Source organism: Brevibacillus sp. MS2.2 (genome assembly GCF_013284345.1).
Taxonomy (GTDB): domain Bacteria; phylum Bacillota; class Bacilli; order Brevibacillales; family Brevibacillaceae; genus Brevibacillus; species Brevibacillus brevis_C.
In genome coordinates this window covers 103,740-130,225 of record NZ_JABSUZ010000011.1, presented here as the reverse complement: position 1 = coordinate 130,225, position 26,486 = coordinate 103,740, and the positions used below count along the sequence as shown (strand labels likewise).

Genomic DNA, 26,486 nt, shown 5'->3' with positions numbered 1-26,486 from the left:
GGTACCAAAATGAAAAGACCGCCTCCGCATGCCCCGCGAGACAGTCTTTGCAACTGAGTTTTTTACCGAAAAAATCCCCTTCTCTCTTGCCTACTTACTTGTTGAACCGGTTTTTTTATCATGTTCAAGCCCCCGTTGGCAAGAAATTGCTGTATCAGCGAAATCACAGCTGGATTCGACAACACCTTAATGGAGTCGGCTACCTTGGGGTTTTTCAACTGGGGAATAGCGTCGCCTAGATGCGGTAAAAGCGGCAGTAAATCCTCGATAGAAATGGCAGGCTTTTGTGGTTGGGTTACAGCTTCCACTTGAGGGGCATTCCGTCGGCCTCCAAACAGCAGACCTCGCCGTTCTCCTGTACTTTTTGGAGGCGCCTGTTTAAGACGCCCCAGTGTATTCTTCATATCCTGTAGCTCCTGTCGCACCTGACTCATTTCTTTCATTATTTGGGCATTGTTTGCATGCTGTGCATCCGCAAGCTTGTTGATCGATTCTAGCACATGGTTCTTGGGGACAACCTGCTTCTTTTTCGCTTTCATTTTCTCAACGATAATCCCACCTCCCTCCTCACTCTACCCCCTTATCTAAAACGTTTTTTTATATTTTCCAAATCCTTTGCAGTGACACCTTTTTTCGAAAGCTTATTCAACAGGCTTCCGACATTTTCTGTTTTCTGCATCTGACGAAACTGCGCAGCATAACTGTTAACCTCTTGCTCGGTCAATTTTTTCCCTGACTTTCTGGCCATTTCACGAATGACTTCCTTGATTCCCGCATCTGTCCTTAGCTTTTCCTTAGGAATGGATTTAACAATGTTGAGCAAAGAACCAATATCCATCAATATCCCCCCTGGTTGCAGTTAGTTCCTTTTTACTCTATGTAGCCACGGGCGTAATGGATTGGTCATTTGTCCATGAGACAGAAAAAAAGAAGAGGTCGTAAAAAACCTCTTCTCATCCGTGTTTTGATTATGGAGTAATATCTGCGTATTTGAAATCGATAGCACCCAGACCATCCATTACGACATCTTTCAGATTTTCATTCTGCACCCAAGAGTTGGCGTAGAAGTAGATTGGCATGATTGGCATTTCATCCATCAGGATTTGCTCAGCTTGAGCCAGAATTGCTTTTCGTTTCTCTGGGTCTTGCTCCAGAGCGGATTGGCTCAGGAGCTCCTTGTACTTTGGATTTTCCCAACGTGTATCGTTGTTTCCGCCGTCTTTTTCCTGGAACATTTCCAAGAAGTTGATGGGGTCATTGAAGTCACCTAGCCAACCTCCACGAGCGATTTGATAATTACCTTCGTGTACGTCTTCTAAGTATACCTTCCACGCTTTATTTTCGAGCTTGATATCTACACCAAGGTTTTTCTTCCATTGATCCTGTATTTCTTTTGCGATCTTTTTATGACCTTCGGATGTGTTGTAGCTGAGTGTAATTGGAGGGAGTTTGGAGATACCCTCTTCCTTCATACCTTCTACCAGTAATTTCTTCGCAACTTCAAGATCATTGTCTTTGAAGTAACCGTCTTTGTTCAACGCCATGCTCGGTGGTACATAGCCTGTTGCCGGTACTTGACCCGCTTGCAGGATATCGGAGGTGATGCTTTCACGATGAATTGCATACGCGAAGGCCTTTCGAATTTTTGCGTTGCTAAACGGTGCTTGCTCTGTATTGAAACGATAAAAGTAGGCACCGGCGATTGGCTGTGTCTTCAAGATGCCAGCTTCTCTCAAAACCGGAAGTGCATCGATTGGCAGGGAAGAGTTTGGAGCACCCGCCCAATCCAGCTCGTCGTTATCAAACATAGCCAATTCCGTAGTCCCATCCTCTACCATGGTGAATTCGATCTTATCCAATTTTACATTGGCTTTATCCCAGTACTTTTCGTTTTTGGAAGCTACGAGCTTGCTCTTGTGCTCCCATGTTTCCATTTTGAATGGTCCGTTGCCAACAATCGTCTTTGCCTCGTCAGCCCATTTTCTGTTGCCTTCGACTACCTTCTTGTTCACCGGGAAGTATGTTTGAAAAGCAACCAGCTCCGGGAAAAATGGTGTCGGGTTTGTCAGTTCCACTTTTAGCGTCTTATCGTCAATCGCCTTTACGCCAACGTCTCCCGCCTTGCCGGTCCCTTTGTTGAAGTCTTCTGCACCTTTTACATAATACAACTGGTAGGCGTAGTTGGATGCTGTCTTTGGATCGAGCGCACGTTTCCAAGCATATTCGAAGTCATATGCCGTTATTGGATCGCCGTTGCTCCATTTTGCTTCACGAATTTTGAATTCATAGGTTTTTCCATCCTTAGAAACGGTATAGCTCTCTGCCGCTGCTGGGTGCACCTTTCCGTCTTTTCCGAGACGTGTCAGACCTTCGAATATAGCAGTGATAATCGTGCTAGAGGTTATATCCTCCGCAATTCCTGGGTCTGCTGTAGGCGGCTCCGATTGCAGATTCATTCTTAATACCTTCGGCTCAGCCGCTTGGATAGCGCCTTCGTACCCTGTCATCATTCCGCCGAAAACGAGGGCCGAACTCAACACCATAAAAACACTCTTCTTCATCATATACCCTCCAATAAACCCTGATAGAATCTTCCAAAAATAGTATACAATAAAAAGTAAAAATTTGGATATTAAATAGATAAAAAAAGAAGAAAGGTGATAACACCTCTCTTCTTTTACATGCACAGCTATTATTTCTTTTCTACGAAATCTGCATACTTGTAGTCTACAGCACCCAGACCATCGATGATAACATCTTGTACTCTGTCGTCCTTAACCCAAGATTGAGTATAGTAGTAGATTGGCATAATCGGCATTTCATCCATCAGGATTTGCTCAGCCTGAGCCAGGATTGCTTTACGTTTTTCTGGGTCCAGCTCCAGAGCGGATTGGTTCAGGAGTTCTTTGTACTTCGGATTTTCCCAACGAGTATCGTTGTTTCCGCCGTCTTTTTCCTTGAACATTTCCAGGAAGTTGATTGGATCGTTGAAGTCACCCAACCAGCCTGCACGAGCCACTTGGTATTTACCTTGGTGTACGTCATCCAGGTATACTTTCCACTCTTTGTTCTCGAGCTTCACGTCTACGCCGAGGTTTTTCTTCCATTGGTCTTGGATTGCCTCAGCAATCTTTTTGTGACCTTCGGAAGTGTTGAAGGAAAGAGTAAGTGCCGGGAATTTGGTCAGACCCTCTTCTTTCATTCCTTCTTCCAGCAATTTCTTCGCTGTTTCGATGTCATTATCCTTGTAGAAACCGTCTTTGTTCAGCGCCATGCTTGGTGGTACATAGCCTGTTGCTGGCAATTGACCAGCTTGCAGGATATTGTCGATCAGGCTTTGACGATCGATCGCATAGGCAAATGCTTTACGGATTTTCACATTGTTGAACGGTGGTTTTTCTGTGTTGAAACGGTAGAAGTAAGTACCCGCGATTGGCTGTGTTGTCATTTTGCCGGAATCTTTCAAAGCCGGGATCGCGTCAGTTGGCAACGCAGAAGTTGGAGCGCCTGCCCAGTGCAGTTCACCGTTTTCGTACATGGACAGCTCAGTATTCTCATCCTCTACCATGGAGAATTCGATTTTGTCCAATTTTACATTGTCTTTATCCCAGTAGTTTTCGTTTTTGGAAACTACGAGCTTGCTCTTGTGCTCCCAGGAATCCATTTTGAATGGACCGTTACCAATAACTGTTTTCGCATCGGTAGCCCATTTCTCGTTGCCATCTACTACTTTTGGATTAACTGGGAAGTATGTTTTGAATGCAACCAGCTCCAGGAAGAATGGAGTTGGGTTCGCCAATTCTACTTCGAGTGTTTTATCGTCAATTGCTTTTACGCCAACGTCTTCTACTTTACCCTTACCTTTGTTGTAGGCTTCTGCGCCCTTCACATAGTACAGTTGGTATGCATAGTTGGAAGCTGTTTTTGGATCAAGAGCGCGTTTCCAGGCATATTCGAAATCTTTTGCCGATACAGGATCGCCATTGCTCCATTTGTTATCACGAATTTTGAATGTATATTTTTTACCGTCTTCAGAAACAGTGTAGCTCTCTGCTGCTGCTGGATGGTATTTGCCGTCTTTACCAACACGAGTCAGACCTTCGAAGGTAGCAGTGATGATGGTGCTGGAAGTTGTATCTTCCGCAATACCTGGGTCAGCTGTTGGTGGCTCGGAGTGCAGGTTCAGTTTCAGTAGTTTAGAGCCAGTTGCTGGTGCAGAATTTTCTGTCTTTGTTCCGGAAGCATTGTTATCTGCCGGTGCCGCCTGGTTTCCGCCACCGCATCCTGCGAGTGCCGCGCCAAGAACGAGGATAGAACTCATTGCCACGAAAACATTCTTTTTCATACAAGTAATCCCCCTTTTCTAAATCTTTTATCAATATACATGGTTTTATATATTTTTTAAATATGTTTTAGAATGATTTAATAAATTTTTATTTATTTATAAAGAGAATTAATGAATTATAAAACATATTGATCGATAAATAAAATTTCCAGAACATACCTCCCCCGATATTTCTAAGAAAAACCGCATAATATCAAGCTTTTTCAGACTCGAGGATTCAAGCTTCATTTATTGATCTATTTTTTCATTCACCCAATTTTATCCACATTCAGTAAAGTGACAATAGTAATTTAATTTATAATTTTATAATTTATCATATCGCCGTCCATCCTCGGCTCGATTGTTCTCTCTGAAAATGGTTTACAAAAAAAGAAGAGTGCCGTAGCACCCTTCCTTTTTACAACGAGTTATGCGCTTTTTCTTATTGAATGTCTGCCCATTTCCAGTCTACGAAACCGAGACCGTCGAGTACTACACCTTTTACTTTGTCTTTTTTCACATAAGAATGTGTGTAGTAGTAGATTGGAACTGCTGGCATTTCGTCCATGAAAATGGCTTCTGCTTGTGCCAGGATTTGTTTGCGTTTTTCTGGGTCCTTTTCCAGAGCAGACTGGTTCAGCAGCTCTTTGTACTTCGGATTTTCCCATTTCGTGTCGTTGTTTCCGCCATCTTTGTCCTTGAACAGGTCCAAGAACGTGTATGGATCGTTGTAGTCACCAGTCCAGCTGGAACGAGCGATTTGGAATTTACCTTGGTTCACATCTTCCAAGAATACTTTCCATTCTTTGTTCTCCAGCTTAATGTCTACGCCGAGTGCTTTTTTCCATTGGTCTTGGATCGCTTCGGCAATTTTCTTGTGACCTTCAGACGTGTTGAAGGAAAGTGTCAGGGTCGGCATTTTGGTAATGCCTTCTTCCTTCATACCTTCTTCCAGCAATTTTTTCGCTGCTTCTACATCGCCATCTTTGAAGTACGGGCTTGTTGCCACTGCCATTGTTGGCGGGATCAGACCCATAGCTGGTTCTTGGTTTGCTTGCGTGATGTTGTCGATGATAGATTTACGATCGATTGCATAAGCAAACGCCTTACGGATTTTCGCGTTGTTGAACGGCGGAACTTCCGTATTGAATTTGTACATGTACGTACCCGCGATCGGGCGTGTTTGCATTTGGCCGGATTCTTTCAATGCAGGAATCGCATCGGTAGGAAGTGAGCTCAAAGGCGCTCCGGACCAATCCAGATCGTCATTGTCGAACATGGACAGCTCTGTATTTGCGTCTTCAACCATGGAGAAGTTGAGCTTGTCGAGTTTTACAACGTCTTTATCCCAGTAGGTATCGCTCTTCACGAGAACCAATTTGCTCTTATGTTCCCATGTTTCCATTTTGAATGGACCGTTACCTACGTGTGTAGCTGCTTCGCCCGCCCATTTATCGTTGCCTTCGACTACTTTTTGGTTAACTGGGTAGTACGTATAGAACGCAGTCAGCTCCAAGAAGAATGGTGTTGGATTTTTCAAAGTTACGACGAGTGTTTTATCGTCAGTCGCTTTTACGCCAACATCATCAGCTTTTGCTTTACCCTTGTTGTATTCTTCTGCGTTTTTCAGGTAATACAATTGGTAGGAGTAGTTAGATGCTGTTTTCGGATCGAGCGCTCGCTTCCAAGCGTATTCGAAATCCTTTGCAGTAACTGGCTCTCCATTGCTCCATTTGCTGTCACGCAGGGTGAATGTATAAGTAAGACCATCTTCGGATACGTCAATTTTTTCTGCTACAGATGGATGTGGTTTGCCATCTTCGCCAATACGAGTGAGACCATCAAATGTTGCACGCAGAACCGCACTGGAAGTAGAATCCTCAGCCAATGCAGGGTCAGCAGTTGGTGGCTCGGACATCATGTTCATTCTCAATTCTTTAGGACCACTTGTTTGCTCACCAGCAGGTTTGCTACCTTGCTCGCCTGCTTTCTCGCCGCCGCCACAGCCTGCCAGCGCCGCACTCAGAACCAGGATAGAACTCATTGCTGCAAAAACGCTTTTTTTCACGGTGTTGACCCCCTTTATTTCTATCGGTAAAACTTCATTGAAAGCTACTCCACAAATATACTGCATTTTTAGTAATATTGAAGACATTTTAAGTAAAATTAATTATGTTTTATTCAAACATCAAATTCTATTAAAGGAAATAAATTCGGTATTTTCATCATGATGAAGTATGCCTCGTACATAAAAATTTATGCAGCAATAAAGCAACCCCTCCGGCCATAGGCGAAGGGGTTCACTATGATTACATTTGGGCCCGTCGATACTCGTTCGGTGCTACACCGACGATTGTTCGAAAATCTCGAATAAAGTGAGAGTGATCATAATAGCCAAGTGTGGTAGACAGGTCCAGCCAATCTTGGACCGTTCCCTGGTCAATCTGCTCTGCCGCTTCATGTAGTCGGTATCGTTGGATGACCGACTTCGGGCTGACGCCTACGTACCGATCAAACAAGCGCTGCATCGTCCGCATATTCATTCCGGTCAATTGTACTGCATCCTCGACTTTGAATACGGATCGATCTGCCTGGATCATCCTGACGATTTCACTGATGCGCGCTACATTCGGGTCAGGCTTCGGCAAATGTTCGAATAGAAAGGCTTCTACTCTTTTCATCATTTGCTGATCATCTGGCAGGCCTAGCACTTCTTTTTCAAGCTGCTCGGTTGCAACACCAAATACGGCTTCCAGACTCGTAGATGTGCCACTCAGCTCTGATACCGGGGCATTCAGAAACGGATAAAAACCTCCGGGTCTGAATTTTACTCCGAAAACGTGACCTTGCCCCTCTAAAAGATGCGAGGAAGTCGTGCGGGCTACACCAAAAATGCCAGTTGCTCCTTTTTCAAACACGAGATTCACATTGGGATGAGCCAGGACAGTTTGCGAGTAAGGCAGTTCCGTACGTAAATCCCACCGGACGACCCAGTAGTGCTGCACGAAGTAGCTGATTTCAGCAGATGGCTCGTATCTGTTCAGCGAAAATTTCTTCTGTCCAATCATGGCATGCAGTACACCCTTTGGGAGTTTGGCAGTCTGATTTTCCAAGGTGCGCCTCCTGTCGTGTTTTTACAATACACACTACCGAATTCTTCTTATAGTAAGAGTAGTAGTTGGGAGACTTGATTACAATTCCCAAATGAAAAAATCAGGGGGTAAAACGATGGATCTTCGCTTCGATTTCTACATTGGTGCTACGCCAGAGCAAGTCTGGCATGTCCTGACTTCCGATGAAGGTGTAAAGAGTACTTTCTTTGGCTGTACGATCCGCTCGACTTTTCAAGTAGGCGACGAGATGGCTTATGTTGGTCCGGGAAAAGCCGGTGACGACACGGTGCATGTATACGGGAAAATCTTGCAGTTCGAACCTCATCGTATTTTCAGTTTCACTGAACATCCTGGTCCTGCCTATTACGAAAATCATGCGGAATTGCAGTCTCGTGTCACCATCACCTTAGAACCGGTTGGTGGCTGCACCAAGCTGACATTGATTCAAGATCAATGGACAGAAAACCACCCCTCCCACGTAAGTGCCAGCAACAATTGGCCGATGATGCTCTCGTCGATCAAGACGTATGCGGAGACAGGCAAGACACTTGATTTTGGCTACTAATACAAAAGAGTCCCGAGACCAGGAGTTACCCTGACCTCGGGATTTTTGTTATTTTCTTACTCTGTCATTTCTGCCCACTTTAGGTCGATAAATCCGAGTCCATCCACTTGAACGCCTTTCACCTTGTCACTTTGCACCCACACATCCACATCCGTGAACAGCGGGATCAACGGCATGGCATCCATAAAGATTTGTTCAGCCTCTGCAAACAGTTGCTTGCGCTTCTCTGGATCAGTTTCTACCGATGACTGTTTCAGCAGTTCTTGGTAACGTGGATCTTCCCAACCCGTGTCGTTGTTACCTGTTTTACCATCTCGGAACATTTCGAGGTAGTTCATCGGATCATTGAAGTCCGCATTCCAACCGATACGACCCATCTCGTAATTGAGCTCATGCATATCCTGCAAATGAACAGCGGACTCCTTCACCATGATTTTTATTTCAATGCCGAGCTTTTGTTTCCATTGGTCCTGAATCGCTTCGGCAATTTTCTTATGTCTGTCGCTTGGATTGTAAGACAAGGTGATTGGAGGTAGCGTTGTCACGTTGAGCTCCTTCATGCCTTCTTCCAGCAGCTTTTTCGCTGTTTCTACATCATTATCCTTGAAGTATCCTTCTTTTTTGATAATCATGGATTGCGGCAGCATCCCCATCGTTGGCACTTGGCCCACTTGTGTGATGTTATCTACGATGGTTTGACGATCTACCGAGTATGCCAATGCTTTACGAATTTTCACATTGCTGAGCGGCCCTTTTGTCGTATTCATCTTGTACCAGTACATCGTCGCTTTTGGATGAACAACGAGTTTGCCTGCGTCTTTCAGTGACGGAATCGCATCGGTGGGAAGTCCACCGAGTGGCTGACCTGCCCAATCCAGCTCACCATTCTCGAACATGGACAGGGCTGTATTATCGTCCTCGATCATCGCGAACTCAATGCGATCGAGCTTCACTACGTCTTTATCCCAGTAGTGCTCGTTCTTTTCCAATACGATCTTGCTCTTGTGCTCCCACGCTGTCATCTTAAATGGACCGTTGCTTACGTGCGTCGCCGCTTCGTTTGCCCATTTCGGATTGGCCTCCACTACTTTTTGGTTAACCGGGTAGTACGTGTAGAAAGCCGTCAGCTCCAGGAAGTAAGGCGTTGGATTCTCCAGCGTGACTTCCAGTGTTTTGTCATCGATTGCCTTCACACCGAGTTCGTCGGGTTTCGCCTTGCCTTCGTGAATCAGCTTCGCATTTTTAATGTAGTATAGCTGATAGGCATACTCCGCACCGAGGGTCTTGCTAAGTGCACGTTTCCATGCATATACGAAGTCATGGGCAGTCACCGGATCACCATTGCTCCATTTAGAATCGCGCAGCGTGAACGTATACACCAGTTTGTCATCCGAGATTTTGATATCGGATGCTACTGAATTCACTGGCTTTGCGTTTGCATCGAAGCGAGTCAAACCATCAAACGTAGCACGAACAATCGCTCCCGATGTGGCATCCTTCGCAAGACCGGGGTCCGCTGTCGAAGGCTCACTCATGATGTTCGCCCGAAATACCTGCGGCTTTGCATTTACAGGCTTTTCAGCGGGCGCTGCGGTTCCCTCAGCTGGAGGGGTTGTTGTTGATGGCTGCGTACTCGTGGAGCATCCAGCTAACACGCTTCCGGCGACCAGCATCGCGCCAAGAAACAACTTGAGATTTCTTTTCATCTGAAAATTCCACCTTATCTATATTTTCTCATTTCAAACACAATATACTCGACCGGAATTGGGTTGAAAACGGGGTTGCTGTAGATTTAATTTAATTTTATGAAAATTCACTACATTATAAACAAAAGTAAAGCCCAACCAGCTTTTCGGCCAGTTGGACTTTGTTGATCGATCAATTATTTATACTATTAGAACGCTGGAACAATCGCGCCTTTGTATTCATCTTCAATGAACTTTTTCACTTCAGGTGAGTTCAGTGCTTTTGCCAGCTTTTGAATTGCTTCGGAATCCTTGTTGTCAGGACGAGCTACCAGGAAGTTTGCGTATGGAGTATCTTTATCTTCAATAAACAGCGCGTCTTTGGTTGGAACGAGCTTTGCTTCCAACGCGTAGTTGGTGTTGATCAACGCCAGATCTACTTCTTCCAGAACGCGTGGCAGCATTGCTGCTTCTACTTCTTTGAACTTCAGGTTTTTCTTGTTCTCAACAACGTCTTTCACAGTACCGCTGATACCAGCGCCTTCTTTCAGCTTGATCACGCCGTTTTTCTCCAAGAGTGCGAGTGCGCGACCGCTGTTTGTTGGATCGTTTGGCAGCGCGATTGTTGCGCCATCAGCTAATTCATCCACAGATTTTACTTTTTTGCTGTAAGCGCCGAATGGCTCGATGTGTACAGCCACTACTGGCTCCAGATTCATGTTTTGTCCTTTATTGAAGTCTTCCAGGTAAGGCTTGTGCTGGAAGAAGTTAGCGTCGAGTTGTTTCTCGTTCACTTGAACGTTAGGTTGTACGTAATCGGTGAACTCTTTAATTTCCAGGTTCACGCCTTGTTCTTTCAGTTTTGGTTGAACGAATTTCAAGATTGCTGCATGTGGAACGGGAGAAGCGCCTACCTTCAATGTTACTTCCTGTTGTCCGCCTTGTGCGCCGCCTTCAGCTGGAGCAGGTGCTGTTTCCGTTTTGCCTCCGCAAGCTGCCAAAGAAAATGCCAATACAGTAGAAAGTACAGATACGACTAGCTTTTTCATGAATGATTTCCCCCTTGCATGTATTTCATCTTATTTTTTGAAAATCTATATGGAAAGATCCTATTTGCGGCTGAATTTCAGAACCAGACGGTCCCCCAGCGTTTGTAAGATCTGTACCATCACCAGCAAAATAACAACAGTCACAATCATGACATCGGTTTGGAAACGCTGATAACCGTATCGGATCGCCAAGTCACCCAAACCACCACCGCCAATTACCCCAGACATCGCGGTGTAGGAGACCAGCGTAACCGTCGTGATCGTAATACCCGCGATTAGTCCAGATCTAGACTCTGGCAAAAGGACATTCCAGACGATCTGCCAATTGGAAGCCCCCATAGATTGTGCGGCCTCAATCACGCCTTTATCAATCTCACGCAGAGAGGTTTCCACCAAGCGTGCAAAAAACGGAGCGGCACCAAATACGAGCGGCGGAATGGCCCCCAATACGCCGAGTGAGGTTCCTACGATCATCTTCGTCACAGGAATCAGCAAAATCATCAAAATGATAAACGGTACCGAGCGCAATACGTTGACAACGAATGATGCGATCGTATAAAAAGTGCGGTTTTGCAGAAGCTGTCCGCGTGAAGTCAAAAACAGAATGATTCCCAATGGCAAACCAATCAGGACGGTAAACAGGGTGGAAAAGCCGAGCATCGTGAGCGTGTCCATCGTACCTAAGCCGATTTCAGCCCAATCCACATTCTCGAATGTCCAGTCCATTTATATCACCTCTACTTCCAAGCCACGTTGGCGCAGCGTCTCAATGGTCTTTTGATTCTGTGCAACATCGCCTTCCAGCTCGATCACCAACTGACCATACGGCGTATCTTTCATGCGGGAGATTGTTCCCTGCAAAATGCTGAACACCGTACCAGTCTCTTGCATCGTTTGGAACAGGATCGGCTGGTACGTTTTTTCTCCGAGGAAGGTGACACGAGCAATGGTGCGGTTCCCCGAAGCCTTTTCGTGCTCGACTGCTTCACGCAGCTCTGTAGAATCCGCTACTTGTTCCACAAATTCTTGTGTCGTTGGATGCTTCGGACGAAGGAATACATCCAGTACGTTACCCGACTCGACGATCTTTCCGCCGTCAATTACGCCGACACGATCACAAATGGAGCGAATGACGTGCATCTCGTGGGTAATCAACACAATGGTCAAGCCCAGCTTGCGGTTGATGTCCAAGAGCAGTGCCAGAATGGAGTTCGTCGTCTGCGGATCGAGAGCCGATGTGGCTTCGTCACAGAGCAGCACTTTTGGATCATTCGCGAGCGCCCGGGCGATCCCGACACGCTGCTTCTGTCCGCCAGACAACTGGGACGGATATTTGTCCTTATGGGCCTCCAAGCCAACCAGCTTCAGCAGCTCGTTTACTTTCTTATCAATCTCTGCCTTTGGACGCTTGGCCAGCTTGAGCGGAAAAGCGACATTTTCACCGACTGTCGAAGAAGACAGCAAGTTGAAGTGCTGAAAAATCATGCCGATTGAGCGGCGCTTTTCTTGCAGCTTCCCTTCATCCAGCCTAGTCAAATCGACGCCGTCCACAATAACTTCCCCTGAAGTTGGGCGCTCCAGCAAATTGATGCACCGGATCAACGTACTTTTCCCTGCACCAGAGTGTCCGATAATCCCGTATATTTCTCCTTGCTCTATGGAAAGGTCGATCCCCGTTAATGCTGGGATGGTTTTACCTTGTACTTGATAGCTTTTATGCAAATGACGCAGTTGGATCAACGCATCCACCTCCCGACCACAATCTTGATAAAATATGAAAACCCCTTTTTCAATAAACGAAAAAGGGGCTGCAACGCAATGTATACGTTCGCATCCACCCTTCTCATCTACACAAGATCCAAACAATCCTGTAGGAATTGGCACCGCGACGTTCATTCGAAAATGAACCGGCTGCCGGGCTTCATAGGGCCTGTCCCTCCGCCTCTCTTGATAAGAAAGATATCTACGTATATTATGTTCGTTTTTTCTATTTCATGATGATACAAAACGGATTATATCCTTTTTGAAAATATCACGTCAATAGTAATAGCAGGAAAAGTTTTTTAATCCATGACGCCGTTGCGGATGATTGTCGACTTTACGTGAAAGCGAAACCTTGCTTCCTTGAACATTTTTCTCCACTCGGCCTGCGTCATGTTTGCCATCCCTCTTCTATTTGCACGATACACCATCCCGAATCCAGCGGGATCGACATCGAGGCCCTGCAATTTACTGACTACTTTCTGCAATTCTTTTTCGATCTCTTTTTCCAGTGCATTCTCCATGATTTTCATCAGCTTTGCATTCTCTAGCTTCAGCGGAAGGGTTAATTCCAAAATTCTCGCATGTAATCGGATATGAATATCAAAGACCGGGGGGGACACTTGGGTCAGATCAATTTGAGATTTGCTGGAAATGGTGTCAAAGACAAGCTGCACACGATCTTTTTTACTTCCGCGGCTCTTTGGCTCCTCCCCAAAAATATGAGCAGGAACAGAAGTATCGTAGCTGCCAATGCTGAATTTTCCATGCATGAGCTTGATTAAAAAGGCTTCCTTTGGTGTGATCCACCCTACATAACGCTCCCCTTGAAATAATGCGATACCCTTGATTTGCAGCTCATTTCCCTTTCTTGCAATGTACGGCATGATCGGGTCGATTCCTTTGTCATAATAGGCCCGAAAAAACTCATGCATGGTGGAAGACGGAATTTTTTCCCCTTCAATATTTTGCTCAATCATACGGTATAAATAGATTCCGATATTCCCTTCTTCAGAATAGGGATACGTTAACATATCATATGTTTCGCCTTCAAACAGGCAAAGATAAACCCTGCTGGAAATAGAGGAATCCCGATACAGCGTGTCAACGATACTGCCAAGCCCGCGTTTTGCCAAGTTTTCACTGTAGAGGGCGACACGAATCTGCCCACCCAATACTCTTTTATCTGATTGTAGATTAACCCGATCCCGGATTGATTTGCTGGTCTCCCCCGTTGCTGAGAAAATCTGTATCTTTTTTTTGGCCTCTGGATTAATGGAGGGCATGATTGCAGTCCCACGAATGTTTCCATCCTTTAACAAGTCATAACCGACAGCTGTGGCAAGTCCAGTTTCATCAAAAATCTGCCGATCTCCACAGCCTGTGACTATCATGACGCCAGAACACCACAACGCCAAAAACCGTTTGATAAAGGGCATCCTCTTTTTCCGCTCATCAAGCATCAGGCACTCTCTCCTTTGCTCTTCGATTTTGCCCGTTGCGTTCGCTGCTTCAGCAAGACCATAACGTACAAAAAATAGGGGTACAAGTACACAACCCATATGCTAATTTTCCCATGCATAGTATAAAGCCAATTCATCTGCTGTCTGGAAAGCATCGTCAAGGAAGCAAGATAAATCACCGATAAAATCCAATACAATGAACTTCGCAAGTTGAAGCAAAACAAACGCTTGAGTCCTCGCGCCGAGCACCACAAATACAGCATGATATTCGGCAAAATGACGATAAGCCACAGCGAGATAACGACCAGCTCAAATCTTTCCAGAATGGGCAGGTACACCATCTTTTGCAGATTGAGTGTCGCCCAGATCGTCCTCATGAGCTGACCTTGGCTAAAAAAGACCAAGGTCACGATCATGACCAATAAATAGATAAGATAAGTCACCAGCACCGCCAACTGTGCACTTTTATTTACCCTGTCCTTATTCTGTACATAGGGATAGACGACATAGAGAACCTCAAAACCGACACTGGTCAATGACATGGCCATCATTCCTCTGAAAAGGTTCTCAAAGCTGGTATCCATAATCGGAAACAAATATTCCCATCGTGCGAATTCCAAAGGGAAATATAAATCAAAGACTAGCCATGCCGTTGCTATAATGGAAAAAAACGTATAGCCAGCTATGACTCTTATCCCTCCCACGATGGTGTAGAACGCAAGAAAAAGGATGATTCCAGCTAAAATCCACGTAGGTAAATTCGGGAACACCCAGGTTTGGACAACTTCGATGTAGCTGCGAAGAATGATTCCAGCTGTCAATATGAAATAGATTATAAATATGATGCTTACAGCAGTTCCTAGCCACCTTCCAAACACATCATCTTGAATGCCGTAAATATCAGCCGAAGGGTATTTTTGCATGGTCTTGATAATGATCCACAATGTTAGATGCGTAACCAAGCCTGCAAGTATGACCGAAATCCAAGCATCATGCCCTGCTTCCTTCGCAATGATTCGTTGAAAGCCCAAGATGCCCATTCCAAGTTGAGTACCATGCACCAGCAACCCTGCAAGATATTCTGATATTGTATTGCCCTTGCTTACATCGATGTTAATGTTCATAGCAGCCTCGCTTACTCGTCAATGTCTTTCTTCTCTTTGGCTTTTCCCCTGTCAAAACGAAGTACTCGTTTTGGTGTAAAAAACTTGAGGCGTTCGGAAAGAGAGGATAATGGAGCGCGAATAAAGCCATCTTTCCAATCGGAATAGCGCACGGGGTAAATGGGGTACATGTAAGGACGCCCCAAGCTCGTCTGTCGGAGCAAATGGCTGGCTAGGAAGCTGAATCCGACCACAATGCCCAATGCCCCCAGCATGCCCGCCAGCAAAATCATTGGAAAACGAATAACCCGGATCGTAGAACCGATCATATAGCTAGGTGCGATAAAGGAAGACAAAGCCCCGAGGGCAACGATAATAATCAGGATATTACTGGTGAATCCGGCCTGAACAATGGCCTGTCCGATCACAATACCGCCAACGATACCAATCGTCTGACCGACTTTGGTCGGCAGCCTCGCTCCTGCTTCCCGCAAAAGCTCAATAATCAATTCCATCAAAATAGCCTCCCACAGTGGTGGAAACGGTACTCGGGAGCGTGATTGCGCAAGGGAAAGCAAAAGGTCTGCCGGAATCATCTCGTAATGATAGGTCAGCGCAGCCACGTAGATCGGGGTCAGGATCAGGGACAAGATCATGGCAAAGATTCGCATGAGTCTGTTGAAAGTAGCAAGGCTCCAGCGCAAATAATAGTCATCTGGCGACTGAAAAAATTGCAGTAAGGTGGTGGGACCGAGTAAAGCGAACGGGCTCCCCTCCACGAGTATGGCAATCTGTCCTTGTCGCAATCCGTGTACGACCCGGTCTGGACGCTCTGTTTGCTGAAGCGTAGGAAATAATGATTTCTCATTGTCTGCGATATGCTGCGCCAGTATGGTAGAATCCAGACTGCTGTCTAACTCCAGATCACAAATCCGCTGACGTACCGTATTCACATTTTCCTCATCTGCCGTCCCGCTCAAATATAAAATCGACACATCCATCGGTATGCTTATTCCCACGCTTAATTGTTCATGGAACAATTTTGGTGTAGACATATATTTTCGAATGATGCAGATGTTCACATTCAGTTCTTCTACAAAGGCGATCTGCGGGCCGAGTACAACCGTTTCGATTTCGGGTGCTTGAATACTTCTGCCAGCAGTACCATCGCTGGGAAACGACAAGCAGTAGGGCGATTCCGCAACTTGAATGACAATATGACCTCGGAGTAAACGCTCAATGGCTTCCCCTTCATTGAAAACACGATTGCTGCTGGAAGCACCTAAATGCCTGGCGACTTCCTCAATCCCACTTTCCTCCAAACAAAGATCACGCAGCTTCGGGATAAGCTCGCTGTAGACAACCTTGCCATCTGCCATAGAAGATAAATAGAAAAGTCGCACGCGGCCTTCTGGCTCATCGATATGTTCCGTAATCAGGTCACTGGTATGTTCAAACCAATTGCGTGCACTTTCCCGATCCATCGACATCTTCACCTCAGAACTTAGAAAATCATGGTTAGTCTTTCCCAAAACACAAAAAAACAGCACGCTTAGTTTTGCGTGCTGCTTTTCTTTTCTCCCACGGGTTGATCTGTTGCTTCTGTAGGAGGTGCAATTTTTTCTTGGATAAACGACTGAACCTGATCGACATCCGGAACCAGAACAGAACCTGCGCGGTGCGATTCGCGGAACATCCCCATTGGCGGCAATTGATAGTTACCCGGCTCTAACGTATTCAATTTTAATCCGAGTGCAGACAGCTTCAGCATGTCCACCGAGCTAATATTGGTTTGAACATACGGTGTTACTTCCTTCAATATGGTAGGAAGCTGCATCAGCGTCGTACCATTTTTCATCTGATCCACGACTGCCGTCATTAGTTTCCGCTGACGCTCCGTCCGTGTATAATCGGAGGTCGCATCATGGCGGAAACGAACATATTGCAAGGCTTTGTCTCCATCCAGCTTTTGCAGACCTTTTTTCAGATTAATATCGTAAGCGCCTTTGTCAGTCGGGTCATGATAATACATGTTTTTTTCGACATCGATCTCGACTCCGCCCACTGCATCAATCAGAGCCTTGAAGCCTTCAAAGTCAGTAATCACATAACGATCTACCGGAAGTCCAGTGAACTGACTAACCGTTTCCATTGCCAGTTCAGGTCCACCCTCTACAATCGCAGAGTTGATCCGGGAGCTGCCTCTACCGGGAATATCTACATACGTATCACGCAGGATTGAAAACATGTCATAACGTTTCCCCGTAGGATCAATGCTGACCAGCATCATGGAGTCAGAACGAGGAAGCCCGTTATTTTTCATTCCTCTGCGGTCTACTCCCATCAGCAGGATATTAACCCGTTCCTTGCCATCCCACTCTGGTATTTCTGCTGCTTTGGTGGAATTCCCACCACTAGGCGGTGCGATATTGGGCTCTTGAATATTTTGAGCAAATTGATAAAAAGAGTATCCGTAATATCCAGCTGTCGTAGCCATCACGACAAGCAAAAGAAGCAACACTCGTTTCCATATTTTCATAAAGTCCACCTTTATTCTCTCTATCCTCAGTTGATGTCATCTCTCCACTTTGTTTAGTATACTCGAATTTGCGGAAAGTGGAGCAGCCTTTATTTGGGTACCTGTGACATTGTAAACATTTTAATTTACAAAGTTTAGAATATTCGTTATACTAATCTTATCCTTAATGATAAGGGGTGCATTCGCGTGATATCACCTTCAGCTTTCCTCAATCGCTATCCCCGTGAGGCCATTTTCTTCCTTATCGCCAGCTTTATTAACTCCTCCGGGAGTGCTTTTATGTGGCCACTTACTACCTTATACGTACATACCATTTTGCAACGCTCGATGACAGAAGCTGGATTCGTCCTGATGATCCAATCTCTGGCCGGAATCTTCGGCCAATTCATCGGCGGTTCGTTGTTTCATCGACTAGGTGCCAAGCGTCTCATTGTCGGTGCATTGATTTTTCAAGGACTTATTCAATTTTCCATTCCTTTCGTTCAGAGCTGGCCTGTCTACCTGATTCTCATGATGGGGCTTGGCTTTACATTCAACCTGTCATTCCCGGCAATTCAGGCATTTATCGGTTTTCGCTGGAAAGAACAGCGCCGAGAATTGTTTAACATCGTCTACGTCGGTAATAATTTGGGGATGGCAATCGGAACCGCATTGGCAGGCGTCATTGCCTCTTTATCCTTCCAGCTTACTTTTTGGTTCAACAGCACGAGCACCTTATTGTTTGCCTTGTTCTTCTTCCTTTTTATGAAGAACATATCTCATCAGGATCTGGTCGGAGAGCAACAGGAGGAACAGCAAAAACACCGCGAGAAAAACAGCTTTACCCTGCTATTGCGTTACCAATTATACTTGTTTATGGCATTAGGCGCAGCATTCATTTTCTTTTCCAACACGGTTTGGAACACAGGTGTAGCTCCTTACATTACAGAGCAGGGTATGCCACTGTCATCATATAGCTGGCTGTGGACGGTTAACGGTATTATCATTTTTGCTGGCCAGCCCATCACATCCTGGATCAAACGGCTGTTGAATCAGAGCTTGTCAGCCCAACTCGTCGTTAGTGCCATCGCGTATGCTGTCGGTTTTGGGTGTATGCTTGTCTACCACGGTAGTTATTACGCATTTGTTGTCGGAATGGTTATCACTACATTTGGTGAAATGCTTATCTCGCCGACTATTCCTACTTTTATATCGGAAAAAACCGGAGAGAATGCACCATTTTATTTAGGGGTCGTAGGGGCGATTACAACGGGCGGAAGGCTGTTGGGGCCTTTGGCTATGGGGTTCATGTATGACCATGGTGGAATTAATCCAACCCTGTTCCTGGCAACGCTTGTCTCTGCGGGTTCGGTCCTCCTCTGTCTGTTACATGCTTATTTTCATCGGGAAAAACGAACTGATGTTGAAGCTAAATACTGATTTCAACTGCAAAGAAGCCGCCCGATCCTTTTACAGGACCGAGCGGCTTGTTCATTACACTACTTCTTTTCTTCCTTGATTGGCACTTCCCAATCGACTTTGTTCTCTTTGATTACATGATCGAGGACAACTGATATTTCCTTTACATCTTTTTTCTCAAAGCGCACATCTAGCTTCCCTTCGAGTTTTATCGTACCATCTGGGTTTTCTTTTTTGTTGACCCTTAACCATACTAGTTCGGCATCATTCCCGTTTTCGTCCTTCACCGTCCATCGCTCTGGAAGTCCCACAATATCTTTGGCCAGAATGGCTTCCAATGGAATATTGAATGAGGTATACTCCTCATCTTCTTCCATTTTGATCGATTGAAACGTGATTTGGTTCCCAGCTACATCCACTTTTTTCGGATTTTTCTCCAGTTCAGCAAGAGATAGCTTGGTTTGAGAAGAGACCTTCTCTCCTGTATAAACAGCATCGAGCTTCATTGTCAAGTTTTTTGCAGGGTCTAGCGGCATGTACGTATGGACAAAACTCGTACTTGGCTGCCACTTCTCTGTGAAGTTAACCGAAGCGCCATGGCTCATGCCTAAGATACTGAGATTGTGATCCCTTTCATCGGGTTCAATCATATCATCCCATTTGCCCACTACAGTACCCTTTTCATCGACAAGCTCGTAACGAAAACCCTCCACTACTTTCTCATTCGGATTGCTGTTTGAGAACTCTAGCTGCGTAGCAGTGGGAGCAAAGCGCGCTTCTTTTAGCTCTACTGTTGCCCCTGTTGGAGTTTCTAACTCCTTGTTCAATGCTACTGTTTTCATGGCTGCTTTTGCTGGTCGCATATCAATCGGAATATCGAAATTCCACGTGCCTTTCGTATCTGTCAGGCGCTTCACACGCATTTCCAAAATCAATTCGTCCGGCATTGGATTCGCTTCATCAAAGAATCCGCTCAGTTGTCCTCCGTAGGCGAAGTTTTCACCGTTCGGCACCGGTGGCCAAGGGAGCGTTTCCCTCTGATTATCATCTAATCGCATGATCACCTTGCCATTTTTATCTTTAAGTCGAACTTCCCTGAAATCTTTTACATTGTCGCTTGATATGATCGTGAACTGATCCTTCCAGAACGACTGAATCTTTTTGCCGGACGAGTCCGTCACTGAGCCAAGAACCATAATACGCAACGGATCTGCTACAACCGCACTGATTGCCATGGTTAGTCCTTGGTCTGTCACCTTCATGTCGAGCGGCTGTACAAAGCCGTATTCTGCTGCTTTCTTCACGCCGATGTCCGTCTGCTTTTTATCAAACAGGTTGACTACTTGTTTCGCATTGTAAGGTCCTTTTGTTACTGTTACCTCGCTCGGATTGATCGACGCATAAATTCCACTCATATAATTCGCAAATGTAGGCGAAACAGCTGTTCCAAACGTAACAACCATAGCCAATCCCGCAACTGCAATCGTCGTTTTCTTCACAATATCCACACTCCGTTTTTTCCAATTCATTTGAACTTGTTGTTTTTGTATTGGTTTGAGTTTGAGTACGTTCATCGGGTAGGCGGGGAGCTTGTCCATGACATTTTGAATGGTTGCTTCCGTCTGCCAGACATCTTCGCCTTCATCATCGGATGTATCCAACTCATCCAAATATTGCTCAAACTTGCTCTGGCACCAACTGCATGTATCCAGATGTCGTTGTACTTCTTGTTTCATTCGCAAAGGAAGCGTGTCTTCCAAATACGCATTCAGCATGAATGTATCCAAGCATGTCATAGGTGGAGGTCCCCTCCTTTACCCGAATTCGTAATAGCATTTCTGAGCTTGGCCTTGCCTCTGGAAAGACGTGTTCGCACCGTACTGATGGGAACATCCAGCTCCTCGCTAATTTCTTCATAGCTCAAAAATTGGAGATAACGCAGTTCCAGGACGACACGGTATTTAGACTCCAGGGTCATCATTCGATTTTGTAAAAAGACCTTCTGCTCTTTCGCAAGGTATTCGAGCTCAGGTGTATGACTGGTAGCCAGTTCAATCTCTGCTTCTGTAACCGTAATCGATCGTTTCCGGTTTCGTAGTTCATCAAAGCAATAATTGGCGGCAATCCTGTAGAGCCAGGCACCGAATTCGTAGCTTTTGCTGTAGTCACCCAAGTGGTAATACACCTTGATAAAGATCTCCTGAGCCATGTCCTGCTCAAGATGCGGCTGCCCGATCATCTTGCGAATGAGCAATCTGACCCTTTTGTTATATTTTTGTATGATCTGAGAATACGCCTCTTTGTTCCCTTGGAGGACCTCCTCAATGATCAGCCTGTCGTCCTGCATCTGTCTTCCTCCCCATATCAAAACCTGTATCGAGGGCTACAGGTCCAAAAAGGTACGCTGCGCAGCTATCACCTTTTTGCTTGTACACCTTAATACGACGGAAAATGGTGGAAAAAGATCGCAACTTTTTTGAAAAATATTATGTTAGTGAAATAGTCGAACGAAAATGTGGAGGTTTTGATTACCTGAGAGTTATTTGTGGCAGTCGGGTAGCCTAAATAGCAATCGAGAAGAAATCAATGTAGATAGGCATATGCTATCATAGGTATGTCTTACGTAAATATCACAACTGGGAAATGAAGAAGAGAATGAAAGAAAGAGAGGGTAAACATTAGTGATGGAAGCAAATGATCATGTAACGCCAAATCCACATTGGAAAAAGAACATTATTCTCTTTCTAAGCAGTCAGGCGATTTCACTTTTTGGATCATCTTTAGTTCAATATGCGATGATGTGGTATATAACGCTGAATACGCAATCCGGTATCATGATGACGCTATATATCATTTGCGGTTTCGTCCCTACTTTTCTTTTATCCCCCGTTGCGGGTGTCTGGGCTGACCGCTACAATCGCAAACTGTTGATCATTTATGCAGATGCAATGATTGCCTTTGCAACGCTTATCCTCGCAGTCGTCTTTTTAATGGGATACAATGCGACCTGGCTGCTCTTTCTCATGGCTGCTATTCGTGCAGTCGGAGCCGGTATTCAAACCCCTGCTGTCGGAGCTATTTTGCCGCAAATCGTACCAAGTGACCAACTAACGAGAATGAATGGCATAAACGGAAGCTTGCAGGCTGTTATTATGTTCGTATCCCCGATAGTGAGTGCTGCATTACTCACATTATCTACCATTGAAATGATTTTCTTTATCGATGTCATTACCGCCATGCTTGCCATTGGTACGTTGCTCATTTTCCTCAAGATTCCTTTACACGAAAAGGCTTCCGAAATACAAAAAACGAGCTACTTCAGCGATTTTAAAGAAGGATTACTCTACATTAAAAACAATGATTTTCTGAAGAAATTCTTTCTATTCTTTGCCTTCTTCTTTATTCTGATGGCGCCTGCCGCATTTTTGACCCCACTGCAAGTTACACGAAGCTTTGGCGACGAGGTTTGGCGGTTAACGGCAATTGAAATTGCTTTTTCAGTCGGAATGATGGCTGGCGGCGGAATTATTGCCTCCTGGGGAGGCTTTACAAACAGAGTGCACACCATGACATTCGCGAGCTTTGTCATGGGCGCCTGCACAATAGCCCTTGGTATCATTCCGAACTTTTGGATTTATCTAGTCTTCATGGCGCTATTTGGCGTAGCTATGCCCATTTTCAATACCCCGACAATGGTCTTGGTTCAGGAGAAAGTGGATGAGAACTATTTGGGAAGAATTTTCGGTGTGTTCGGCATGATTTCCACTTCGATGATGCCTATAGGTATGCTTATTTTTGGACCAATCGCAGATGTTGTTAAAATTGAGTGGCTACTGGTTGCAACGGGGCTATTCATTTTAATACTGGCTATGTTGTTAAGGAAAAACAAAGTTTTAATACAGGCTGGAAACCCTACATTGAAAGAGTCTCCATGAATAAAGTCTCCCATCGACGGGAGATTTTTTCATACCAAAAAAGCTGCCGAGGGATTCGCGGCAGCATGGTAAATCATTGATAAAGATATTCAGTTGTTTCTCACTGGTGGGCAGGTAAGCGACTTTCCGTTGTCTTGCGGACCAAATCCCATGATGTACGGTACCGCTACACGGCTCCACTCTACCGGATTCGGTGCCGTGTCCACCTCTTCTGGCGAGCATGAATGGAGCATGGAAGTATCGATACTCCCTCCTGGATCAAGCGCCACTGCTGCCATTCCCTCAGGCAATTCGGCTGCCAATGATTGCGTCAATCCTTCGATGGCGAACTTCGATGCGCAGTACGGGGATAAAAACGCTTCCCCGTGTCTTCCCCAGTACGAACTGATATTTACGACGACTCCGCCATTTGCGCGCTGAACCATAAACGGTAAAAAGGCGCGAATTACATAGAAAACACCATTCACATTGATGTCCATCACTCTCGAAAACTCGCTTGCCGCAAGCCCAATGACTGGACTGTTCCGATTTATAATGGAGGCATTGTTAATCAACAAGTCGGGAACGCCCACCTTGGCTTTTACTTCTTCTGCCCACTGTTCCACCTGCTCCATTACCGATACGTCCACGACAGAAAAATGATGCTGCTCTCCGAATTGCTGACGCAGTCCTTGCACTTCTTTTTCCGAACGACCGCAGCCTGCAACCGCCCAGCCTGCTTCGTGAAAACGCTCGACCATCGCCCTACCCAAACCACGTGTCACACCTGTAATCACTACCAGCTTGCTCATTCTCTCTCCCTCTCCATTATTATACTTATTAAACATTTTAGTATAATAAAAGAAGGGAATCAATCCCAATACATTTTACTTAGGGCTGTAGTGTTGGGAGGAAACAGGAGAAAACGCTCAGCTTCTAGGGCCACCCCCTAGAGGATTGACTGCACGACTCCATGCAAAAAGCGAAACCGCGGCCAAAGTGGTCTCTTCAGGATGCATTTCAGAGGTGGCCGCTTAAAGGCGTGTTTCGCTTTTTGCATTGCGTCTCGGTTGGTGATCGGTTTTTAAATGCCTGAAAAGAATGTAAAGATGCCATCAGTAACGACAGAGAAGAATATTTTCAGGCGTAGCGGCTACCACTTTTGCGTTTCCCCGCGAATCCCTTCGGAGCGGACAGTCTTTACCCTCAGATGGACGGAGCCTGGAGCCTAGACTGGAAATATTCTTCTCTTCACTACAGCCCCATTTCAAACGATTACTAACACCAAGTCTGTCAAAAAAGACGCCCGTTGCCGAGCGCCTCGTGATGTTTCGTACTTTCTTATTTGTAAGTGTCGTAAGCGTTGGTCAACAGGCCAGCGATTGTTGCCAATTCGTTGTTCTCGATCTGATGACGCTCGATCATGGTCATGATTTTGCCATCTTTCATGATCGCGAAGGATGGGGAAGACGGAGCATAGCCTTCGAAATACTCACGAGCTTTTGCTGTCGCTTCCTTGTCTTGACCTGCGAATACAGTGAAGATGTTATCCGGCTTTGTAGCGTGATTCAAGGAATGTACAACTGCTGGACGAGCGAGTCCTGCTGCGCAGCCACAAACCGAGTTCACGACAACAAGTGTCAGGCCTTTTGCATTTGGCAGTGCTTGCTCTACTTCTTCAGCAGTGCGAAGCTCTTGAAAACCGTTGCGAGTCAACTCATCGCGCATCGGTTGAATTACTTGGCTCATATATGCTTCATAAGACATCATTGGGCAACCTCTCCTTTGTATCACGTGTTCAACTTACTTATATTATACCCCGACTGCGCCTTCCCGAGAAAGCAGGAGCTACACTTCCATCAAAATGGTAAGAATCATTGGGTTGCGGCCTGTCTTTTCGTAAATGAACGGCTTGATCACTTCATTAATCTGTGACTTCAGCTCAGACCATTCCTTGATTTTCTTATCCAACGCTTCTTGCAGACGCCCACGAACGAGCTGTGTCGCTTCCTGAATCAAGGATTCCGAACCGCGTACGTATACGAAGCCGCGGCTCACGATATCTGGGCCCGTCAAAATTTTGAAGTTTTTCATATCCAGGCTGACAACCACGACCATCAAGCCATCCTCTGCCAAATGCTTGCGATCTCGCAGAACGATATTGCCGACGTCGCCGATACCACTGCCATCAATGAGGACAATCCCTGCTTGTACTTTGCTGAGCCACGCTTTTTCGCGGTTGCAGTTCAGCACTTCGCCGTTGTCCATAATAAAGATGTTGCTCTCCTCGATCCCAACCTGTTGGGCCAGCTTGGAGTGAGTCTTGAGCATCCGGTATTCCCCGTGGATCGGGATGAAATATTTCGGACGAATGAAGTTGAGCATGAGCTTCAACTCTTCGCTACTGCCATGACCCGATGCGTGAATATCAAATTCATGACTCAATACTACGTTGGCACCTGCACGGTACAGCTTGTCTATCGTGCGGCTTACGTTGATCGTATTTCCTGGAATCGGAGATGCAGAAATGATCACTGTATCTTCCGGATAAATGGACACAGTGCGATGCGAACCGGATGCAATTCGGGTCAACGCTGCCATCGGCTCACCTTGACTGCCTGTGCAAATAATCAGCACTTGGTTGTCTGCGTAGTTGTCGATGTGCTTAATATCAATCAGCATGCCCTCTGGCATCTGAATGTAGCCCAACTCTTGGCCAATCAAGAAAACCTTTTCCATACTGCGGCCAATAACCGCCACTTTGCGATTGCACTGCTCAGCAGCATCTACCACCTGTTGCAAGCGATGTACGTTGGAAGCAAAGGTAGCCAGAATGATGCGTCCACGTGCTTTGCGTACCACATCGAGAATCCCTTCTCCTACCGATCTCTCTGACATCGTAAATCCAGGACGCTCACTGTTCGTACTATCGGACAAAAGCGCCAAAACGTCACCGCTCGCACCAAAGCGTGCAATTTTTCCGTACTCCGTTGTTTGTCCGACTGGTGTCATGTCAAACTTGAAGTCACCTGTGTGAATGACCATTCCCTCTGGTGTATGAAGCACAATTCCCAAAGAATCTGGAATACTGTGGTTCGTCCGGAAAAATGTCGCCTTCAGCTTCGCAAAAGGAATTTCCGTATCTTCCGAAATCGGAATCAGCTTCACTTCGTTCTGCAAACGGTGCTCTTCCAGCTTCGCCTTGACCAAGCCCAGGGTCAGACGACCACCGTAAATCGGCACCTTGATTTGTCGTAAAATATAAGGAATCGCACCAATGTGATCCTCATGTCCGTGCGTTAATAATAGTGCTTTGATCTTGTGCTGGTTGTCCACTAAATAGGAAACATCCGGGATAACCAGATCAATACCGAACATTTCATTCTCGGGGAATTTCACCCCGCAGTCAATGATGATGATTTCGTCCTCATACTCGACGCAGTACATATTTTTTCCGATCTCGCCGAGGCCGCCCATCGCGAAAATCTTAACGTCGCTCAAACTCTTTCCTCCTAACATCGTCGTGCATGATTATGGGAATCCGAACCAAGCATGCCATTCTTATTATATCA

At 45.7% G+C, this 26,486-nt stretch carries 22 protein-coding genes and 1 riboswitch; of the genes, 3 read left to right on the top strand and 19 right to left on the bottom strand.

All coding sequences use genetic code 11. The features are described 5' to 3' along the window. Nucleotides 1–62: 62 nt before the first annotated feature. The 6 genes from HP568_RS12865 to HP568_RS12840 form a co-directional block, all read right to left on the bottom strand. Nucleotides 63–539 carry a hypothetical protein gene (locus tag HP568_RS12865; protein ID WP_173629273.1) on the bottom strand — a complete coding sequence of 159 codons (477 nt, stop codon included), beginning with the start codon at nt 537–539 and terminating at the stop codon, nt 63–65. A gap of 41 nt (nt 540–580) precedes the next feature. Continuing rightward, nucleotides 581–838, bottom strand: coding sequence for a hypothetical protein (locus tag HP568_RS12860; RefSeq protein ID WP_007721136.1), 258 nt, complete (start codon nt 836–838; stop codon nt 581–583). 130 nt (nt 839–968) lie between these two features. Then, nucleotides 969–2,561: a peptide ABC transporter substrate-binding protein gene (locus HP568_RS12855; protein ID WP_173629272.1), complete on the bottom strand. Its 1,593-nt coding sequence runs from the start codon at nt 2,559–2,561 to the stop codon at nt 969–971. A 131-nt stretch (nt 2,562–2,692) separates the two neighbouring features. Then, entirely contained in the window at nt 2,693–4,345 is a 1,653-nt protein-coding gene (locus HP568_RS12850; RefSeq protein ID WP_048036200.1) for a peptide ABC transporter substrate-binding protein, read from the bottom strand. A 421-nt stretch (nt 4,346–4,766) separates the two neighbouring features. Continuing rightward, entirely contained in the window at nt 4,767–6,392 is a 1,626-nt protein-coding gene (locus HP568_RS12845) for a peptide ABC transporter substrate-binding protein (protein WP_173629271.1), read from the bottom strand. Nucleotides 6,393–6,633: 241 nt separating this feature from the next. Then, nucleotides 6,634–7,437: a helix-turn-helix domain-containing protein gene (locus tag HP568_RS12840; RefSeq protein WP_173629270.1), complete on the bottom strand. Its 804-nt coding sequence runs from the start codon at nt 7,435–7,437 to the stop codon at nt 6,634–6,636. Between the two features lie 115 nt (nt 7,438–7,552). Here HP568_RS12840 and HP568_RS12835 point away from each other — a divergent pair, with 115 nt between their 5' ends. Further along, entirely contained in the window at nt 7,553–8,002 is a 450-nt protein-coding gene (locus HP568_RS12835; protein ID WP_048036197.1) for an SRPBCC family protein, read from the top strand. Between the two features lie 56 nt (nt 8,003–8,058). Here HP568_RS12835 and HP568_RS12830 read toward each other — a convergent pair whose 3' ends face one another. From HP568_RS12830 to HP568_RS12795, 8 genes are all read right to left on the bottom strand, one after another. Beyond that, entirely contained in the window at nt 8,059–9,708 is a 1,650-nt protein-coding gene (locus HP568_RS12830; protein WP_048036196.1) for a peptide ABC transporter substrate-binding protein, read from the bottom strand. A gap of 188 nt (nt 9,709–9,896) precedes the next feature. Next, nucleotides 9,897–10,736, bottom strand: coding sequence for a MetQ/NlpA family ABC transporter substrate-binding protein (locus tag HP568_RS12825; RefSeq protein ID WP_056488760.1), 840 nt, complete (start codon nt 10,734–10,736; stop codon nt 9,897–9,899). Between the two features lie 60 nt (nt 10,737–10,796). Then, entirely contained in the window at nt 10,797–11,462 is a 666-nt protein-coding gene (locus HP568_RS12820; RefSeq protein WP_048036194.1) for a methionine ABC transporter permease, read from the bottom strand. Continuing rightward, on the bottom strand, nt 11,463–12,476 hold the full coding sequence (locus HP568_RS12815; RefSeq protein WP_048036193.1) for a methionine ABC transporter ATP-binding protein: 1,014 nt from the start codon (nt 12,474–12,476) through the stop codon (nt 11,463–11,465). It lies immediately after the preceding gene. A gap of 100 nt (nt 12,477–12,576) precedes the next feature. Further along, a riboswitch (SAM riboswitch) is annotated at nt 12,577–12,693 on the bottom strand. 106 nt (nt 12,694–12,799) lie between these two features. Beyond that, nucleotides 12,800–13,960, bottom strand: coding sequence for a Ger(x)C family spore germination protein (locus HP568_RS12810; RefSeq protein WP_173629269.1), 1,161 nt, complete (start codon nt 13,958–13,960; stop codon nt 12,800–12,802). Further along, a complete protein-coding gene (locus tag HP568_RS12805) occupies nt 13,960–15,084 on the bottom strand; it encodes a GerAB/ArcD/ProY family transporter (protein WP_173629268.1) in 1,125 nt (374 codons plus the stop codon). Before HP568_RS12805 ends, HP568_RS12810 begins: the two co-directional genes overlap by 1 nt. Before the next feature lie 11 nt (nt 15,085–15,095). Further along, the gene (locus HP568_RS12800; RefSeq protein ID WP_048036190.1) at nt 15,096–16,547 is read right to left on the bottom strand and encodes a spore germination protein; all 1,452 of its coding nucleotides are present in this window, start codon (nt 16,545–16,547) and stop codon (nt 15,096–15,098) included. Between the two features lie 68 nt (nt 16,548–16,615). Then, a complete protein-coding gene (locus HP568_RS12795; RefSeq protein WP_048036189.1) occupies nt 16,616–17,602 on the bottom strand; it encodes an LCP family protein in 987 nt (328 codons plus the stop codon). A gap of 186 nt (nt 17,603–17,788) precedes the next feature. On the opposite strand from HP568_RS12795, the gene HP568_RS12790 reads away from it, so the two are divergent. Next, nucleotides 17,789–19,021, top strand: a complete 1,233-nt coding sequence (locus HP568_RS12790; protein WP_173629267.1) for an MFS transporter — start codon at nt 17,789–17,791, stop codon at nt 19,019–19,021. A 59-nt stretch (nt 19,022–19,080) separates the two neighbouring features. On the opposite strand, the gene HP568_RS12785 is transcribed toward HP568_RS12790, so the two are convergent. Together HP568_RS12785 and HP568_RS12780 are read right to left on the bottom strand one after the other, a co-directional pair. Next, nucleotides 19,081–20,796 (bottom strand): DUF4179 domain-containing protein, encoded by a 1,716-nt coding sequence (locus HP568_RS12785; protein ID WP_173629266.1) that lies wholly within the window; start codon nt 20,794–20,796, stop codon nt 19,081–19,083. After that, nucleotides 20,793–21,347: an RNA polymerase sigma factor gene (locus HP568_RS12780; protein ID WP_048036186.1), complete on the bottom strand. Its 555-nt coding sequence runs from the start codon at nt 21,345–21,347 to the stop codon at nt 20,793–20,795. The genes HP568_RS12785 and HP568_RS12780 overlap by 4 nt, the downstream gene beginning before the upstream one ends. A gap of 337 nt (nt 21,348–21,684) precedes the next feature. Here HP568_RS12780 and HP568_RS12775 point away from each other — a divergent pair, with 337 nt between their 5' ends. Then, entirely contained in the window at nt 21,685–22,935 is a 1,251-nt protein-coding gene (locus HP568_RS12775) for an MFS transporter (protein WP_173629265.1), read from the top strand. 89 nt (nt 22,936–23,024) lie between these two features. Here HP568_RS12775 and HP568_RS12770 read toward each other — a convergent pair whose 3' ends face one another. The 3 genes from HP568_RS12770 to rnjA form a co-directional block, all read right to left on the bottom strand. Beyond that, nucleotides 23,025–23,726 (bottom strand): SDR family oxidoreductase, encoded by a 702-nt coding sequence (locus HP568_RS12770; RefSeq protein ID WP_173629264.1) that lies wholly within the window; start codon nt 23,724–23,726, stop codon nt 23,025–23,027. A gap of 529 nt (nt 23,727–24,255) precedes the next feature. Next, nucleotides 24,256–24,684, bottom strand: coding sequence for a BrxA/BrxB family bacilliredoxin (locus tag HP568_RS12765; protein WP_012684201.1), 429 nt, complete (start codon nt 24,682–24,684; stop codon nt 24,256–24,258). A 78-nt stretch (nt 24,685–24,762) separates the two neighbouring features. Continuing rightward, nucleotides 24,763–26,433, bottom strand: coding sequence for a ribonuclease J1 (rnjA, locus tag HP568_RS12760; RefSeq protein ID WP_048036184.1), 1,671 nt, complete (start codon nt 26,431–26,433; stop codon nt 24,763–24,765). Between the last annotated feature and the right edge of the window lie 53 nt (nt 26,434–26,486).